The 16059-nt window shown below is 60.4% G+C and carries 18 protein-coding genes (1 of these 18 cut by a window edge); 6 read left to right on the forward strand and 12 right to left on the reverse strand.

Annotated elements, in window-relative coordinates:
* Positions 1–27: 27 nt before the first annotated feature.
* From K5Y35_RS16730 to soxR, 4 genes are all read right to left on the reverse strand, one after another.
* Positions 28–1329, reverse strand: coding sequence for a dicarboxylate/amino acid:cation symporter (locus K5Y35_RS16730; protein ID WP_222832384.1), 1302 nt, complete (start codon positions 1327–1329; stop codon positions 28–30).
* Positions 1330–1425: 96 nt separating this feature from the next.
* On the reverse strand, positions 1426–2301 hold the full coding sequence (locus K5Y35_RS16735) for an alpha/beta fold hydrolase (RefSeq protein ID WP_222832385.1): 876 nt from the start codon (positions 2299–2301) through the stop codon (positions 1426–1428).
* Positions 2302–2508: 207 nt separating this feature from the next.
* On the reverse strand, positions 2509–2967 hold the full coding sequence (locus K5Y35_RS16740; protein ID WP_186746370.1) for a VOC family protein: 459 nt from the start codon (positions 2965–2967) through the stop codon (positions 2509–2511).
* 161 nt (positions 2968–3128) lie between these two features.
* On the reverse strand, positions 3129–3584 hold the full coding sequence (gene soxR, locus K5Y35_RS16745; protein WP_123466391.1) for a redox-sensitive transcriptional activator SoxR: 456 nt from the start codon (positions 3582–3584) through the stop codon (positions 3129–3131).
* Between the two features lie 92 nt (positions 3585–3676).
* On the opposite strand from soxR, the gene K5Y35_RS16750 reads away from it, so the two are divergent.
* Positions 3677–4030 carry an antibiotic biosynthesis monooxygenase gene (locus K5Y35_RS16750; RefSeq protein ID WP_123466389.1) on the forward strand — a complete coding sequence of 118 codons (354 nt, stop codon included), beginning with the start codon at positions 3677–3679 and terminating at the stop codon, positions 4028–4030.
* Here the strand turns inward: K5Y35_RS16750 and K5Y35_RS16755 are convergent.
* Genes K5Y35_RS16755 through msuE form a run of 4 tightly spaced genes read right to left on the reverse strand, consistent with a single transcriptional unit; the run spans position 4027 to position 8100 of the window.
* Positions 4027–5130 (reverse strand): sigma-54 interaction domain-containing protein, encoded by a 1104-nt coding sequence (locus K5Y35_RS16755; RefSeq protein WP_222832386.1) that lies wholly within the window; start codon positions 5128–5130, stop codon positions 4027–4029. The two genes, K5Y35_RS16750 and K5Y35_RS16755, sit on opposite strands and share 4 nt — an antisense overlap.
* A 24-nt stretch (positions 5131–5154) precedes the next feature.
* Entirely contained in the window at positions 5155–6342 is a 1188-nt protein-coding gene (locus K5Y35_RS16760; RefSeq protein WP_222832387.1) for an acyl-CoA dehydrogenase family protein, read from the reverse strand.
* 44 nt (positions 6343–6386) lie between these two features.
* A complete protein-coding gene (gene ssuD, locus K5Y35_RS16765) occupies positions 6387–7526 on the reverse strand; it encodes an FMNH2-dependent alkanesulfonate monooxygenase (protein ID WP_222832388.1) in 1140 nt (379 codons plus the stop codon).
* Between the two features lie 10 nt (positions 7527–7536).
* On the reverse strand, positions 7537–8100 hold the full coding sequence (msuE, locus tag K5Y35_RS16770; protein ID WP_222832389.1) for an FMN reductase: 564 nt from the start codon (positions 8098–8100) through the stop codon (positions 7537–7539).
* A 388-nt stretch (positions 8101–8488) separates the two neighbouring features.
* On the opposite strand from msuE, the gene K5Y35_RS16775 reads away from it, so the two are divergent.
* From K5Y35_RS16775 to K5Y35_RS16790, 4 genes are all read left to right on the forward strand, one after another.
* Positions 8489–8758 carry a hypothetical protein gene (locus K5Y35_RS16775; protein ID WP_186746360.1) on the forward strand — a complete coding sequence of 90 codons (270 nt, stop codon included), beginning with the start codon at positions 8489–8491 and terminating at the stop codon, positions 8756–8758.
* A gap of 100 nt (positions 8759–8858) precedes the next feature.
* Complete coding sequence (locus K5Y35_RS16780) at positions 8859–9473, forward strand: LysE family translocator (protein WP_123466376.1); 615 nt, start codon at positions 8859–8861, stop codon at positions 9471–9473.
* 205 nt (positions 9474–9678) lie between these two features.
* Entirely contained in the window at positions 9679–10845 is a 1167-nt protein-coding gene (locus K5Y35_RS16785; protein ID WP_222832390.1) for an aminotransferase class V-fold PLP-dependent enzyme, read from the forward strand.
* A gap of 54 nt (positions 10846–10899) precedes the next feature.
* Positions 10900–12708 (forward strand): aminopeptidase P family protein, encoded by a 1809-nt coding sequence (locus tag K5Y35_RS16790; protein ID WP_222832391.1) that lies wholly within the window; start codon positions 10900–10902, stop codon positions 12706–12708.
* A gap of 49 nt (positions 12709–12757) precedes the next feature.
* On the opposite strand, the gene K5Y35_RS16795 is transcribed toward K5Y35_RS16790, so the two are convergent.
* Together K5Y35_RS16795 and K5Y35_RS16800 are read right to left on the reverse strand one after the other, a co-directional pair.
* Complete coding sequence (locus K5Y35_RS16795) at positions 12758–13354, reverse strand: 2-hydroxychromene-2-carboxylate isomerase (protein ID WP_222832392.1); 597 nt, start codon at positions 13352–13354, stop codon at positions 12758–12760.
* Positions 13355–13390: 36 nt separating this feature from the next.
* Positions 13391–14119 (reverse strand): SDR family oxidoreductase, encoded by a 729-nt coding sequence (locus tag K5Y35_RS16800; protein ID WP_123466368.1) that lies wholly within the window; start codon positions 14117–14119, stop codon positions 13391–13393.
* A gap of 90 nt (positions 14120–14209) precedes the next feature.
* Here K5Y35_RS16800 and K5Y35_RS16805 point away from each other — a divergent pair, with 90 nt between their 5' ends.
* Positions 14210–14773, forward strand: coding sequence for a TetR/AcrR family transcriptional regulator (locus tag K5Y35_RS16805; protein WP_222832393.1), 564 nt, complete (start codon positions 14210–14212; stop codon positions 14771–14773).
* Position 14774: 1 nt separating this feature from the next.
* Here the strand turns inward: K5Y35_RS16805 and K5Y35_RS16810 are convergent, their stop codons facing one another.
* Together K5Y35_RS16810 and rhtA are read right to left on the reverse strand one after the other, a co-directional pair.
* Positions 14775–15056 carry a hypothetical protein gene (locus K5Y35_RS16810; RefSeq protein WP_123466364.1) on the reverse strand — a complete coding sequence of 94 codons (282 nt, stop codon included), beginning with the start codon at positions 15054–15056 and terminating at the stop codon, positions 14775–14777.
* Between the two features lie 166 nt (positions 15057–15222).
* A protein-coding gene (gene rhtA, locus K5Y35_RS16815) for a threonine/homoserine exporter RhtA (RefSeq protein WP_128615674.1) crosses the window boundary here: on the reverse strand, positions 15223–16059 show its 3' portion. 51 nt of this gene lie beyond the right edge of the window; 837 of the gene's 888 nt are visible here — the last part of the coding sequence; the start codon falls outside the window, past its right edge — the gene reads right to left on this strand; it ends in the stop codon at positions 15223–15225.

The following is a 16059-nucleotide window of genomic DNA, read 5'->3' on the forward strand; positions in this document are numbered from 1 at the left end:
CCAGAATAGCATTGCCGTTGGCGGCGATTACTCGGTGGCAACTCTGGCTTTGGCGGCACTGGCATGACGGCCGGACTTGAGGGCGATGGGCGCGAGTTTGTCGCGATCCAGTTCACCCTCCCACACGGCGATGACCAATGCAGCAACCGCGTTGCCAATGATGTTGGTCAGTGAACGGCATTCGGCCATGAAACGGTCGACGCCGAGGATCAGCACCATCGCCGCCACCGGCACGGTCGGCACCACGGCCAGGCTCGCCGCCAGCGCGACAAATCCGGCGCCGACCACGGCGCCCGCACCTTTGGAGGTGAGCATGGCCACCGCCAACAAGGTCAGCTGCTGTTCCAGCGACAAGTCGATATTGGTCGCCTGGGCAAGGAACAACACCGCCAGGGTCATATAGATGTTGGTGCCATCCAGGTTGAAGGTGTAACCGGTCGGCACCACGATGCCGACCACGCCTTTCGAGGCGCCCAGGCTTTCCAGTTTCTGGATCAGTTGTGGCAACGCTGATTCGGAAGAGCTGGTGCCGAGCACGATCAATAGTTCAGCCTTTATATAGCCGAGCAGTTTGAAAATGCTGAATCCGGCGTACCGCGCGATCGCGCCGAGCACGCAGGCCACGAAGATAAACGCGGTCAGGTAGAACGTGCCGATCAGCTTCAACAACGGCAGCAGCGAGCCGACCCCATACTTGCCAATGGTGAAGGCAATCGCGCCGAACGCGCCAATCGGTGCCACCCGGGCAATCATGCCGACAATGCGGAAGAACACTTCACTGGCCTGATTGATGATGCCCACCAGCGGCCGGCCCTTTTCACCGACCATCACCAGCGCCACGCCAAACAGCACCGAAACGAACAGCACCGGGAGAATTTCTCCCTTGGAGAACGCGTCGAAAAACGTCGTCGGAATCACATGCAGCAGAAACCCGGTGATGCCCTCGCCGTGCTCGGCCTGACCGACAAAACCGGCAATCGCCGAGGAGTCGAGGGTCTTCACGTCAATGTTGAAACCGGCGCCGGGATGCAGCAAATGCGCGGCAAGGATGCCGATCACCAGGGCGAGGCTCGACACCACTTCGAAGTACAGCAACGCTTTGCCGCCGACCCGGCCGACCTGTTTCACGTCGTGCATGCTGGTGATGCCGGAGACCACCGTGCAGAAGATGATCGGGCCGATGATCATCTTGATCAGTTTGATGAAACCGTCACCCAGCGGCTTGAGTTCGACTCCGGCCTGCGGCCAGTAATGGCCGATCAGCACGCCGAGGGCGATGGCGACGAGCACCTGTACATAAAGGGTTCCCAGTAGTTTTCGAATAGTCATTGTTATTATCTCGAGACGGATTTCGGGCATGACGATCCCGCACGGGCCAGTCGAGGCCCGTGGCAGGAAACGGTTCAGGTCAGGGCGAAGCGGCGGTCAGCGCAAAAAGGTCAGCGCTTCGGCGAGCAACAGTTCCGGGACTTCTTCGGCGAGGTAGTGGCCGGCGGGCAACGCCTGGCCGCTGACGTTGGCTGCCACCTGCTGCCATTCCTTGAGCGGATCGAAGCAACGCCCGACGGTGCCTTCGGCGCCCCACAACACGCGCAGCGGCAACTTCAGGTGGTGTCCGGCGGCGATGTCGGCGCGGTCGTGCTGCAAGTCGATGTCGGCGCTGGCGCGATAGTCTTCGCAGATGCCGCGGGCACTGCCCGGTCGTTGCAGACAGCGTCGATATTCCGCAAAAGCCTCGTCGGTGAACGGCTTGAGCCCGGCACTGCGGCTGCCCATCACGCTGCGCAGATAAGCCTCGGGATCGGCTTCGATCAGGGTTTCCGGCAATGGCGCCGGGCGGATCAGGAAGAACCAGTGCCAGTAGGCGCGGGCAAATGCTTCGTTGGTCTGCGTGTACATCGACAGGGTCGGCGCGATATCGAGCAGCATCATGCGCTGCACGGCATCCGGGTGATCGAGGGCCAGGCGGTGGGCGACCCGCGCGCCCCGGTCGTGGGCGAGTATCGAAAACCGCTCGCAGCCCAGCGCTTGCATCAACTCGACATTGTCGCGGGCCATTTCGCGTTTCGAGTAATTGCGGTGCAGCTCATCGGCGGCGGGGCGAGCGCTGTCGCCATAGCCGCGCAGATCGGCGGCGACCACGGTGAAGTGTTCGGCCAGTTGCTCGGCAATCTTGTGCCAGATCACGTGGGTTTGCGGGTGACCGTGCAGCAGCAACAGGCCCGGTCCGCTGCCGCCGACGCGGCAGGCAATGTCGACGCCGTTGACGTGGCGCTGGTCCTTGAGAAATCCGGCAAACATCGGGCTGATCCTTTTTCAGGGTTCTTGTTGGATGCATCCTGAAAGGGTGTGGCGCTGGGGGCAATACGGGAAGCGTGGTGTGGCGGTTCATGAAGTGTGTTGCGTGTGCCGGCCTCTTCGCGGGCAAGCCCGCTCCCACATTTGGAATGCGTTCCCTTGTGGGAGCGGGCTTGCCCGCGAAGAGGCCATTGCTGGCGCCGAACAAACTCAGCCTTGCTGAAACATCTCCAGCGCCCGCTGCCGAATCTGCGCTTCGGTCAGATCTTCCTTGCGCGAAGCGAGAAACCACAGGTGCCCATAGGGATCCTTCAACGTCCCGCTGCGATCCCCGTAAAACTGATCCTTGACCTCGGACACCGTCGTCGCCCCGGCGTCGAGTGCCCGTTGAAATGATTTGTCGACATCGGTGACATACAGATGCAAACCGACCGACACCGCGTTGTCCGGGCCGCTCAACGGCCCCTGATCGCAAGGCGTACCGAGCATGATCGCGCTGTCGCCGATGCGCAGCTCCGCATGGCCGATTCGGCCGTCGGGCATGTCCAGACGCATGACTTCGGTGGCACCGAAGGCTTTTTTGTAGAAGTCGATGGCTTCGGTGGCCTTATGGATGCCGAGATACGGGGTGATGCTGTGATACCCCTCGGGAATGGGTTTGACGCTCATGACGTTCTCCCTGATTGTTGTTCTATAAATGGGCTTCACCGGTTTTCCGGAAGAATCACTATAGAACTGTCCTGACGGCCAGGATTTTCAACCGACGAGCAGCACCCGCAAGGCCACGCTCACGTTGACCTTGTGGCAAGCTCCCTCGCCACAACGAACGATTAAGGCTCGACGGGAAAATGCGCCCCCGGCCCCTGTTCCCCCAGCACATCGCCCTGATTGCGCAGCGGACACGCCTCCATCGACAGACACCCACAGCCGATGCAACCGGTGAGCCGGTCGCGCAGCAGGGTCAGTTGGTTGATCCGCTCATCCAGTTCCTGCCGCCATTGCTCGGACAAAACCTTCCAGTCCGCCGCCGTCGGGGCGCGATCCTCCGGGAGCCGCTTCAGCGCCTCGCCAATCTCCGCCAGGGGGATGCCCAGACGCTGGGCGACTTTGATCAATGCCACCCGCCGCAACACCGCCCGTGGATACCGCCGCTGATTGCCCGCATTGCGCTGGCTCTTGATCAGTCCCTTCGATTCATAAAAGTGCAGGGCCGTGACCGCGACGCCGCTGCGGGCCGCGACTTCGCCGACGGTGAGCGGCTTGTGTACGTTTTCCTTGGTGATCATTGCAAAATGCTCTTGACCTTGACTTAACTAGAGGTTTTACCCTGCAGGCCTTCGAGTCGCAAGATTCGTCTAACGCCGAGAGGGGGCTTTCCATGAAAAACCGCAGCTTTACCCAATTGATCGAATTTGAAATCGAACCCCGTCAGCAACCGGCTCTGGTCAGCGCGCTGTCGGTGCAGACCGAACGCCTGGCCCAGCGTTACGACGGTTTCGTCAGCGCCAGTGTGCAGGCCAGCGACGATGGCCGGCGTGTGCTGAGCTTTCTGCAATGGCAGAGTCGTGAGGCGGGAGAGGCCGCGTTTCGCAGTTTCGAAAGCGGCGAGCAAGACTTCTGGCAACTGATCCACGCCCATCACGCGCGGACCATCACGTTCAACTCCTTCCAGGTGCTGAGCAGCATTGCCCGCAGTCACGACGATGCGCTGCACTGCAACCTGGTCGGCTAGATCGACAACTGGATCAAACGCTCACCTTGCAGGTTCTCGCTATGTCGCCGCTTGTTCACCGCCAGTTCACCGATCTTGATCAGGCGCGTGCGCGTGACGTTGCGGCTCAGACCGAGCAGCGCCGCCGTATGCACCTGGTTGTAATGGCAGAAGCGATAAGCGGCGCGCAGCAAGGCGTCTTCGACTTTTTCGTGCAACGCACCGGCCTGTTGCGCGAAGAGCTTTTCAAAGGCTTGTTCCAGCAAGGCTTCCGGTGAATCGTCGGCACTGCTGTGGTGATCGTCCGGTCGCTCGATGCGCAGGTTTGACAGGCGTAGATCATCACGCTCGATCACGCCGTTGCGGCAGATCAACAAGGTGTGATGGATGACGTTTTCCAGCTCGCGGATGTTACCCGGCCAGCCGTAGGCGCGCAGTTTGTGCTCGGCGCCGGGGCTGATATTGACGCGGCCGTAACCCAGACGCTGGCTGTAGGCCTCGATGAAATGCCGGGTCAGCGGCAGGATATCGCCGGGCCGTTCGCGCAACGGACTCAGTTCCAGATTGACCACATTGAGCCGGTAATACAGATCTTCGCGAAAGTTGCCGGCATTAATGGCCTTCTCCAGTTGCACGTTGGTGGCCGCCAGCACCCGCACGTCGATGGGAATGCTCTTGCGCGAACCGAGGCGCACCACCTCGCGCTCCTGCAACACGCGCAACAACTTCACCTGAATCGCCATCGGCAGATCGCCGATTTCGTCAAGGAACAAGGTGCCGCCATCAGCTTCCTCGAACCAGCCGGCCTTGGCGCTCAGGGCGCCGGTGAACGCGCCTTTTTCGTGACCGAACAATTCGGCTTCCACCAGCGATTCGGAAAACGCTCCGCAATTGACGGCGATGAATGGACGATGACGGCGATGGCTCAGGTTATGAATATGCCGCGCCACCAATTCCTTGCCGGTGCCGGTCTCGCCGATGATCAGCACGCTGGCCTCGCTCGGCGCGACCTGTTGCAGGTGCGCGAGCAATGCCTGGGATTTCGGGTCTTCGAACACCTGCGCGGTAGCGCGAATCGACGTCGCCAGGGCGGGTGAGGGCGGTAGGGTCAGCAGTTGCATGGGCGCGTCCTTATAGAGGCAGGATCAGGAGTAGAACGTCGGCACTGGCAGGGACTGGTTCAGCGCCCAGTCGCCCAACTCGTGGAGTTTGTAATCCAGCGGGTCGTGCAGGGTTTGCGTACGCAGGTTGCGCCAGTGGCGGTCGAGGCGCAGCGAGGCATGGGTGGAACGCGCGCCGGTCACCTCGAACAGACGGCTGCAGATCTCCAGGCCCTGGCGGCTGGCCGCGACTTTGGCCGTGGCAATCGCGGTGGCGACATGGCCGCGCTCTTCAGCGCTGAGGCTCGCACCCTTGGCCCACGCGGCATCGAGCAATGCCGCGGCGCGCTCGACCAGCAGGCGGATGCCTTCCAGGGCGACCCAGAATTCGCCGTAATGGGCGAGCACGTAAGGATCTTCGCGCACATCGCGGGCCGACGATTTGTGCCACAGCCGGGTTTCCTTGAGGGTGTATTGCCGCGCTTCCTCGAAAGCGCCTTCGGCGATGCCGAGAAACATGTGGGTGAAGGTCAGTTGCGCGATCAACGGCCGCAGGCAGGCGAACGGTGTGCTCAGCGGGCCGGGATCGAGGAGCAATTCCGACTCCTCGACCCGCACCCGTTCGAACGTTGCGCTGCCGCTGTCGGTCTGGCGCTGGCCGATGTTGTTCCAGTCATCGTGCAGGGTGATGCCACTGCGCCCGCTGGGGATCGCTGCGATCAGCAACTTGCCGCCGGCGTTTTCATCCACCGCCGAGGCGATCAGCATCTGCGAGTCGCTGGCGCCGGAGCAGAAGCTTTTCTTCCCGGAAAACTCGCGCCAGCCGCCGAGATCCTTAACCACGGTGCGGGTGTCGAGGGGATTGAGCGCATTGCCCCAGAACCAATTCTGCCGCGCCGTCTGTTCGAACCAGGGTTGCCATTGTTCCGGGCGGGAAAACAGGCGCACGGTGGCGAGCATCAAGTGATGAAAACCGAAGACGTGGGCGATGGAGCTGTCGACCTTGGCGAACTCGCGCACGATCTGCAGGGTTTCGCTCCAGCTCGCGCCGAGGCCGCCGTAGCGAACGGGAATGCTCAGCGCCAGCAGGCCACTGTCGCGCAGGGCATCGCGCTCAGCCTTCGGCGTGCCGCCACGTTCGTCGCGCTCGACGGCTGTCAGGGCAAATTCGGCGGCCAGTTGGCGGGCGGTCTGAAGTGGGGAAAGCAGGGTACTTTGCGGTTTGGCAGTCACACGGTGTTCCTCGAAATCGATTGCAGTCCCTCTGTGGGCGCGGGTCAGGACTTGGTGGGCAGCACATCATTGGCGATCATTTCGCCAAACGGCCCGGTGAGGTTGGTCACGCCGCGCCCGGCCAGGCTCGCGTAAGGTTCCGGCAACAGTGGGAACACCAGTTCGGCAAAACGGTAAGCCTCTTCCAGGTGCGGATAACCGGAAAAGATAAAACTCTCGATGCCCAGGTCCGCGTATTCCTTGATCCGCGTCGCCACTTGTTGCGGATCGCCGACCAGCGCGGTACCGGCACCGCCGCGCACCAGACCGACACCGGCCCACAGGTTTGGCGCGATTTCGAGGTTGTCGCGACGGCCATCGTGCAACGCCGCCATGCGCCGCTGACCCTCGGAGTCGAAACGCGAGAAGGATTTCTGCGCGGCTTCAATGGTTTCGTCACTGATGTGTTCAATCAGCTTGTCCGCGGCTTTCCACGCCTCTTCGGCGGTCTCGCGCACGATCACATGCAGGCGAATGCCGAACTTGACCTTGCGTCCGTGCCGCGCGGCGCGTTCGCGCACATCAGCGAGTTTTTCCGCGACGGCGGCGGGTGGTTCACCCCAGGTCAGGTAGACATCGACCTGTTCGGCGGCCAGGTCATGGGCCGCGTCGGACGAACCGCCGAAGTACAGCGGCGGGTAAGGTTTCTGCACCGGTGGGTACAGCGCTTTGGCGTTCTGCACTTTCAGGTGCTTGCCCTCGAAATCCACCGCCTCACCTTGCAACACCCTGCGCCAGATCTGCAGGAATTCGTCAGTGACTTCATAGCGTTCGCTGTGACTGAGGAAACTGCCGTCACCACGGTTCTCATCCGGGTCGCCACCGGTCACGACGTTGATCAACAGGCGGCCGTTGGACAGTCGGTCCAGCGTTGCCGCCATGCGCGCCGAGACAGTGGGTGAAATGATCCCCGGTCGGATCGCCACCAGATAGCGCAGGCGTTCGGTCAAAGGCACCAGCGCCGACGCGATCACCCACGAGTCTTCGCAGGAGCGCCCGGTGGGAATCAACACGCCGTGATAGCCGAGGCTGTCAGCGGCCTGGGCCACTTGTTTCAGATAATTGAGGGTGACCGGGCGGGCGCCTTGTGTCGTGCCCAGATAATGGCCGTCACCGTGGGTCGGCAGGAACCAGAAAACATCCATGAACAGCTCCTTAAGCGATCTTCAGCAACGGTTTGATTTGTGTGGCGAACAGCGGCGCGGCGCGTTCGGCGGCGAGACGGATACGTGCCTTCAGCGGTTCGCTGGTGATCTGGTAATCGACAAAATCGGCCTCGGTGGCATAAACGCCGATCGGCAGGGTGACTGCCTGGAAGAAGCTGAACAGCGGGCGCAACTGGTGATCGAGCACCAGCGCATGGCGTTCGCTGCCACCGGTGGCGGCTAACAGGACTGGGGTGTCGATCAGTGCGTTGAGGTCGATCAGGTCGAACAGATGCTTGAGCAGACCCGGGTAGGACCCGCGATAAACCGGCGCCGCAACAATCAACAGGTCGGCCTGTTCGATGGCGCGCAGTTCGGCCTCGACTTCGGCGCTCAACTCCTGACGCGAAAGGGCGCCGCCGAGCGGACGGGCGATGTCGCCGAGTTCGATCAGATGACTCTCGATCGACAAATGCCCGGCCAGTTCGGCGATCAGCGCCTGGGTCAGCACCAGGGTACGGGACGGACGCCAGGTGCCGCCGGAGAGGGCGACGACTTTCAGGGGACGCGACATGTTCAGTTCCTTTTTCAACAGTTGCTCAACGAGCAGTGAGTAAGTCACCGGACTTGAGCAAACGCTGTACCAATTCCTGGAGAGCCCGGTTTACGGGGCGTTGAGCGTTATCGTGATGATCTGCTGTGTGAGTATCAGGTGGCTTTGTTGAATGACTGTTGGCTAGGCAACAGTTGCTGGAGCAACAGTCGCCAAGGCATGCAGGGATTTATAAAGGCTGTTTGTTATTCCGCAAAAGAACCTTAATTGATATTTATAGAGCTTTCGGAGATATGCGACGCTTCTGTGGATTTTCTGATAGCCACTATTGAGCGTGTTGATTTTTGCGCGAGCGGGGGCGGGCGTAGCCTTTGTCCATCGACTCCCATTGCTCGCCAGGACGCTCCCCATGAATCGCTTACTGACTGTTTCCCTGTTGCTCGCTGTCTCCGTACTCGCCGGTTGTGCCAGCCATGTATCCCCGGAACTGCGCCCTTACACCGCAGAAGAATCCCGAGAACTGGCGATGGAGGCGCTCAATCGCAGCGGACTGTCCTTCGACGAATACCACGCGAAAAAAGCGCAATTAGTCGGTCAGCCACAGAAGACGCTCGGTTTCGACCAGAAGGGTGAGATGAGCGCCGGGCGTGCCGTACAGTTGCACGGCCGTCCAAGCTGAAAAGAAATTGTACTGCTCGAAATTTTCGCTAACTGTCCGTGGGTTTGCCGCGTCGCGTGGGATAGGGTCAACACCTGAATGACCCTGCCGGATTGCTGCCATGACCCTCTCGCTTGATCTTTTGTTGGGCTTTGCCCTGTTTGCCCTTGTCACCTCGATTACCCCGGGGCCGAATAACACGATGTTGCTGGCATCGGGCGTTAACTTCGGGTTCAACCGCACCATCCCTCATATGCTCGGCATCACCTGTGGATTCTTCGTGCTGGTGCTCGCGGTGGGCTTTGGCCTGGGCACGGTGTTTCAGACATATCCACTGCTCTACAGCGTTCTGCGTTACGTCGGCGCAGCGTATCTGCTGTACCTGGCCTGGAAAATTGCCCATTCGGGGCCGGTCGCAGACAACGCTGACGGCGAGGCAAAACCGATCAGCTACCTCGGCGCAGCAGCCTTTCAGTGGGTCAATCCCAAGGCATGGATCATGGCCATCGGTGCCATCAGCACTTACACGCCAATGCAGGGTTACTTCACCAATGTCGTGGTCATCGCAGCGGTGTTCGCCATCATCAACCTGCCGAGTGTCGGCCTCTGGGCGGCGTGCGGCACGCTGTTGCGCAATGTGCTGAAGGAGGCGCGCTGGTTGCGCGTGTTCAACTGGGGCATGGCGGCGTTGTTAGTGATCTCGTTGTATCCGTTACTTCTCGAAAGCTTTAGCTGACGCATTGCTTCAACCGCCGGCCCGATGCCTGTTAAGCTCGGCTTCAGGAGCGTTCCTACGCACTTTTAAATGAAGTTGTTCTTCTTTAACGGCATCCGATCAGGTATTGATGACGCTCTCGAACCGACGCGCAGCTCACAAGGCTGCGCTTTGCCGTTTGCAGACACGAGCCTCCTGATCCCGGAACACGCTCTGCGAGTCTTTTATGAACATACGTCCGTTGTATTTCGATTACGCCGCCACCACTCCGGTGGACGAGCGGGTCATCCAGGTGATGATCGAGTGTCTGGGCTTTCACGGTAACTTCGGCAACCCGGCCTCCAGCTCCCACGCCTTCGGCCAGCAGGCCCGGCACACGGTCGAGCAGGCGCGGCGGCAAGTCGCCGAACTGGTCGGCGCCGAGGCCCGGCAGATTGTCTGGACTTCCGGTGCCACTGAATCCAACAACCTCGCCCTCAAGGGTGTCGCCCAGGCTCGCGGCGTGTCCGGCGGTCACCTCATTACCAGTCAGATTGAACACAAGGCCATCCTCGATACCGCCCGCCAGTTGCAGGACGCCGGCATCGCCGTGACTTATCTGGTGCCGGACGCCGATGGCCTGATCACCCCGCAAGCGGTCAGCGAAGCGATGCGCGATGACACCTTTCTGGTGTCGCTGATGCTGGTCAACAATGAACTCGGCACGGTCAACGATGTGCAGGCCATTGGCGAAGTCGTGCGCGGCCGCGAGGCTTTGTTCCATGTCGATGCGGCGCAGGGTGCGGGCAAAGTGAAGATCGACCTGGCGCGCTGGCCGGTCGATTTGATGTCCTTTTCGGCACACAAACTCTATGGCCCCAAGGGCATTGGTGCGTTGTACGTCGGCCCGCGGGCGCAGCAGCGTTTGCAGGCACAGATTCACGGTGGCGGTCACGAGGGCGGCTTGCGCTCCGGCACCCTGGCGACCCATCAGATTGCCGGCATGGGCGCCGCGTTCGCCCTGGCTGCAGAAGCATTCGATGAAGAAAAACAGTCCATCGTTGCCCTGCGCGAGCGTCTGCTTGAGCAATTGCTGAGCCTGCCGGGCGTGCGCCTCAATGGCAGCGCCAGCCAACGCATTCCGCATACCTTGAGCCTGACGTTCAGCGAAGGCGAGTTCAACAGCGCGGCGCTGAGTCATTCGATTGCATTCTCAGCGACCTCTGCCTGCAACTCCGCGAGCAACGCACCTTCCCACGTGTTGTTGGCGCTGGGGCATGACGCGCAACTGGCCGCGCGTACCCTTCGCTTGAGCCTCGGCCGTTTCACCACGGCCGAAGATATCGACAAGGCTGTCGAACTGATCAAGACCGCCTGCGCCAGTGCTCCGGCATTCTGGGCGACCGGGCATTAACCAGCCGCCTGACGGCGACGAACAATAACGATGAAGTGATTAGCAGGAGACATGATGAGTACCCAGACCTCGACCGAAGGATCGGTGCCCCAGCGCCTGGCGCACACCCGTGAACTGATGCGTCGCGAAGGCATCCACGCGCTGCTGGTGCCGTCCGCCGACCCGCATTTGTCGGAATATCTGCCAGGTTACTGGCAGGGCCGCCAATGGCTTTCGGGTTTCCACGGATCGGTTGGCACCTTGATTGTCACTCCTGATTTCGCCGGTATCTGGGCCGACAGTCGTTACTGGGAGCAGGCGACCAAGGAACTCAAAGGCAGCGGTATCGAGCTGGTCAAATTGCAACCGGGTCAACCGAGCCCGTTGGACTGGCTGGCCGAGCAGACCCCGGAAGGGGGCGTGGTCGCGGTCGACGGTGCGGTCATGGCTGTGGCCTCGGCGCGCACCTTGAGCAGTAAACTCGAGGCGCGTGGCGCCCGTCTGCGTACCGATATCGACCTGTTGAATGACGTCTGGAGCGATCGCCCGAGCCTGCCAAACGCACCGATCTATCAACATCTGCCGCCGCAGGCGACCGTCAGCCGTGGCGAAAAACTCGCCAGGTTGCGCGAAACCTTGCAGGAGCGCGGGGCTGACTGGCATTTCATCGCCACCCTCGACGACATCGCCTGGCTGTTCAACCTGCGCGGCGGCGACGTGTCGTTCAACCCGGTGTTTGTTTCGTTTGCGTTGATCAATCAACAGCACGCCACGCTGTTCGTTGCACTGAGCAAAGTCGATGCTGATTTGCGCTCGGTGCTGGAGAAGGATGGCGTGACGCTGCGCGATTACAGCGAAGTCGCCGATGCGATGCGCGCTGTGCCGAGTGGCGCAAGCCTGCTGGTGGACCCGGCGCGAGTCACCTGCGGTTTGCTGGATAACCTCGACAGCGGTGTGAAACTTGTTGAAGGCCTCAACCCGACGACACTGGCCAAGTCGCAAAAGAGTGAAGCCGACGCGCAGCACATCCGCAAAGCGATGGAGCAGGACGGTGCCGCGTTGTGTGAGTTCTTCGCCTGGCTGGAATCGGCGTGGGGCCGCGAGCGCATCACCGAACTGACCATCGACGAAAAACTCACCGCGGCCCGTGAACGTCGTCCGGATTATGTATCGCTGAGTTTCAATACCATTGCCGCCTTCAACGCCAATGGCGCGATGCCGCACTATCACGCCACCGCAGAAGAACACGCGGTGATCGAGGGGGATGGGCTGTTGCTGATCGACTCCGGGGGGCAATACCTGGGCGGCACCACCGATATCACGCGGATGGTGCCGGTCGGTACGCCGACCGAAGAGCAGAAACGCGATTGCACCCGTGTGTTGAAAGGCGTCATCGCATTGTCGCGGGCACATTTTCCGAAAGGCATTCTGTCGCCGCTGCTGGACGCCATCGCCCGTGCACCGATCTGGGCAGAAAGTGTGGATTACGGTCATGGCACCGGTCACGGTGTCGGCTATTTCCTCAATGTTCACGAAGGCCCGCAGGTGATTGCCTATCAGGCGGCGCCCGCTCCGCAGACGGCAATGCAGCCGGGGATGATCACTTCCATCGAGCCCGGCACTTATCGTCCAGGTCGTTGGGGCGTGCGCATCGAAAACCTGGCGATGAACCGCGAGGCCGGGAGTAGCGAGTTCGGCGAGTTCCTCAAGTTTGAAACCTTGACGCTGTGCCCGATCGACACGCGTTGCCTGTTGCCGTCACTGCTGACTCAGGAAGAAAAGCAGTGGTTTAACGCTTACCACGCCGAAGTTCGCGAGCGTTTGAGCCCGCTGCTCGAGGGCCCTGCGCTCGAGTGGCTGAACACCCGCACCGCTGCCATCTGACCGGCTGAAGCTCAGGCGCTGACACCAGCGCCTGAGTCACCGGTTTGGGCTAAAGCTGGCGCAATGCCTGCTCGACAAAGTCCAGACGATCCTGGCCAAAAAACATCTGGTTGCCGATAAACATGCTCGGCGCTCCGAAAACCCCGCGTTTAACGGCGGTTTCGGTATTTTCCTTCAGCGCAGCCTTTACCGTTTCGTCATTGGTCAACGCCAGGACTTCGGCGGGATCGAAGCCGTGCTCGCTCAACAGCGCCGCGACGGTCGCCGGCTCATCGAGAGGAAGGCCCTCGACCCACAAGGCGTTGAACAGGCAATCGATAAACGCGTGAAAGCGTTCAGGCTGGCACAACTGGATACCGGTGACGGCGCGCATCAACATAAGCGTGTTGATCGGAAAGTGCGGATTGAATGTCAACGGCACGCCGTAGCGTTTGGCGTAGCGATCCAGATCCTGAAACATGTAACGGCCTTTGGCCGGAATCATCGCCGGAGAGGCGTTACCGGTCGCCTTGAACACACCTCCCAGCAACATCGGGATGTAAATCAACTCGCTGTCGGTTTCGGCACACAGTTTCGGTAACTGGGTATAAGCCAGGTAAGTGGCCGGGCTCCCTAGGTCGAAATAGAACTCAACGGTTTTACGCATCGTCGCTTCTCTCTATTTATTGTTATGAAGTAGGGCTTACCAGCGCTCGTTCCATGGGCGCAGATCCAGCTCGAATGTCCACGCGTCCCGTGGCTGGTTGTGCAGATACCAGTAATTCTCGGCAATGTGTTCGGGATTGAGTATGCCGTCCTGATCCTTGGTGGCGTATTTTTCGGGGAAGCTGTTGCGGATGAAGTCGGTGTCGATGGCGCCGTCCACCACCACGTGAGCAACGTGGATGTTCATCGGCCCCAACTCCCGCGCCATGCTTTGCGCCAGAGCGCGAATGCCATGTTTGGCACCGGCGAAGGCGGCAAACCCGGAAGCGCCGCGCAGCCCGGCGGTCGCACCGGTGAACAGAATCGTGCCGCGTTGGCGGGTGACCATGCGTTTGGCCACTTCACGGGCATTGAGGAAACCTGAGAAACAGGCCATTTCCCAGATCTTGAAATACTTGCGTGCGGTTTCTTCGAGAATGCTGCAAGGCACATTGGCGCCGATGTTGAAGACGAACGCTTCGATTGGGCCCAAGCGGGTTTCGATGTCTTCAATCAGTGCGATGACGTCTTCTTCCTTGCGCGCATCGCAGGCAAATCCGTGGGCTTCGCCACCTTCGGCATTAATCGCCTCTACCAGTGGCTGCAATTTGTCGGCGCTGCGTCGGGTCAGACAGGCGACGTAACCTTCCCTGGCGAAACGCCTGGCAATGGCGCCGCCCGTCGCATCGCCTGCACCGACCACCAATACGACCTTGTTGTTATTCATGGGGGATTCCCTTTAGTAAACGATCGTTAAGTGAACGAACGTTATGCTAGGATCCGGGCAACGTCAAGACGAGCAATTCGGGGCACATTCATGCGTTACTCTGCCAGTCACAAACAGGAAACCCGGGAGAAGCTATTGCACAGCAGTGCGCTCTCGGCGAAGCGTTCCGGGTTTTCCACGGTAGGCGTCGATGGCTTGATGAAGGCGATTGGACTGAGTGGCGCGGCGTTCTACAGTCATTTCTCTTCGAAGGATGCGTTGTTTACGGCCATCGTTGAGCGCGAACTGGGTCAAAGCCTGGAGCGCCTGGGCGGGCAGGGCACGCAGGACCGGACGCGACTGGAGCGCTGTCTCAAACACTATTTGAGCATGTCTCATGTTGAGCACCCCGAGGCCGGCTGCGCGTTGCCGGCGCTGGGCGCGGAAATCGCCCGTTCCGAATTGCAGGTGCGCGAGCAGGCCGAGTTGTGGATCTGTCGGCTGCAGAAAAGCTGGGCGCAAATACTGGAAAGCGACAGCCTCGCGTGGTCGATTCTGTCGCAGTGTGTCGGGGCATTGGTGGTGGCGCGGATGCTGGCCACGCCGGACATTCAGCGCGAAGTGCTGAAGTCCAGCCATGAAGAAATCGGTCGCCAGCTCGCCGGGCAGGGCTGAACTATTTGCAAATGACGATCATGCTGCGGCTGGTATAACCGGCAGGGTTGAGGCCAAACGGATAATCACCCGGCTCTTCTACGGTGTCTCCGGACTTGGCGATGACTTTGTAGCCTTTTGGAGCGCAGGAGTTGGCTGCGCTGGTGTAGCACTTGTCCCAAGAGGACGACAGTCCAGAACAATTGATATGCAGCCCTTTTTTGCCGTGTTTTACCTGGGTCTTCGACGTCGCCGCACAGCCCGCAATCGCGAGTACAGCGATAAGTATCAAAATTCGTTTCATTACCGTCCTTATAGCGGCCGCGAGTCTGACGCTCGGGTCTGCCTGTCTTCGCTTGCGCTCTGAGCGCTTTCAAATCCCTGCTCGAAAAATCCATGTATGGCATCAAGTTAAGGCCTAAACATGGCCTAAATGAGCGCCAATTGCCAGACCTTCGTGAAATCCCGCTTCAATCTGCCGCAATGGCAGGTTTGGCGGCGCTGCCCATGGTCAGGGTGGCGCCGACGGAAGCCAGAATAATGCAGAGGATGGCCATCCATTGTGACAGTGAGAGGTATTCCTGCAGGAACAACAGGCCAGACAATGCGCCGAATGCAGGCTCGATGCTCATCAACGTACCGAAAGTACGGGCGGGCATGCGCGTGAGTGCAACCATTTCCAGGGTGTAGGGCAGGGCGGTGGACAAGATGGCGACGCCAATGGCGACAGGTATCAGTGACGGTGTCAGCAGCGCAGTGCCGGCATGCACGATACCGATCGGCGCAACAAACAGTGCCGCGATCATTACACCTAGAGCCGCGGTGGTGACGCCGTTGTCAGCCCCAGCCTTTTGACCGAACAGAATATAGAGCGCCCAGCAGACGCCGGCCCCTAACGCATAACCGGCACCCAGCAGATCAATCCCGCTGGAGGTTGCGCCCGTCGGAATCAAGAGCAGCAATCCGATGGCGGCGAGGCCGATCCATAGAAAGTCGATGGCACGACGCGATGCATAGATGGCAACCGCCAATGGACCGGTGAACTCAAGCGCAACCGCGATTCCCAGCGGCACGGTGCGCAGGGACATATAGAAGAGGAAGTTCATGCCACCCAATGCCATGCCGTAGACGATCACGGTGCGCAATGATCTGGAGGTCAGCCTGGCACGCCATGGGCGCAGCAGTAGCAACATGATTACACTGGCGAAGACTAATCGCAGCGTGGTGGTGCCTTGGGCGCCTACCACCGGGAACATGCTCTTGGCCAAAGACGCGCCGGACTGGATTGACCCCATGGCTATTAACAG

The organism is Pseudomonas sp. SC3(2021) (assembly GCF_019856535.1).
Classification (GTDB): domain Bacteria; phylum Pseudomonadota; class Gammaproteobacteria; order Pseudomonadales; family Pseudomonadaceae; genus Aquipseudomonas; species Aquipseudomonas monsensis.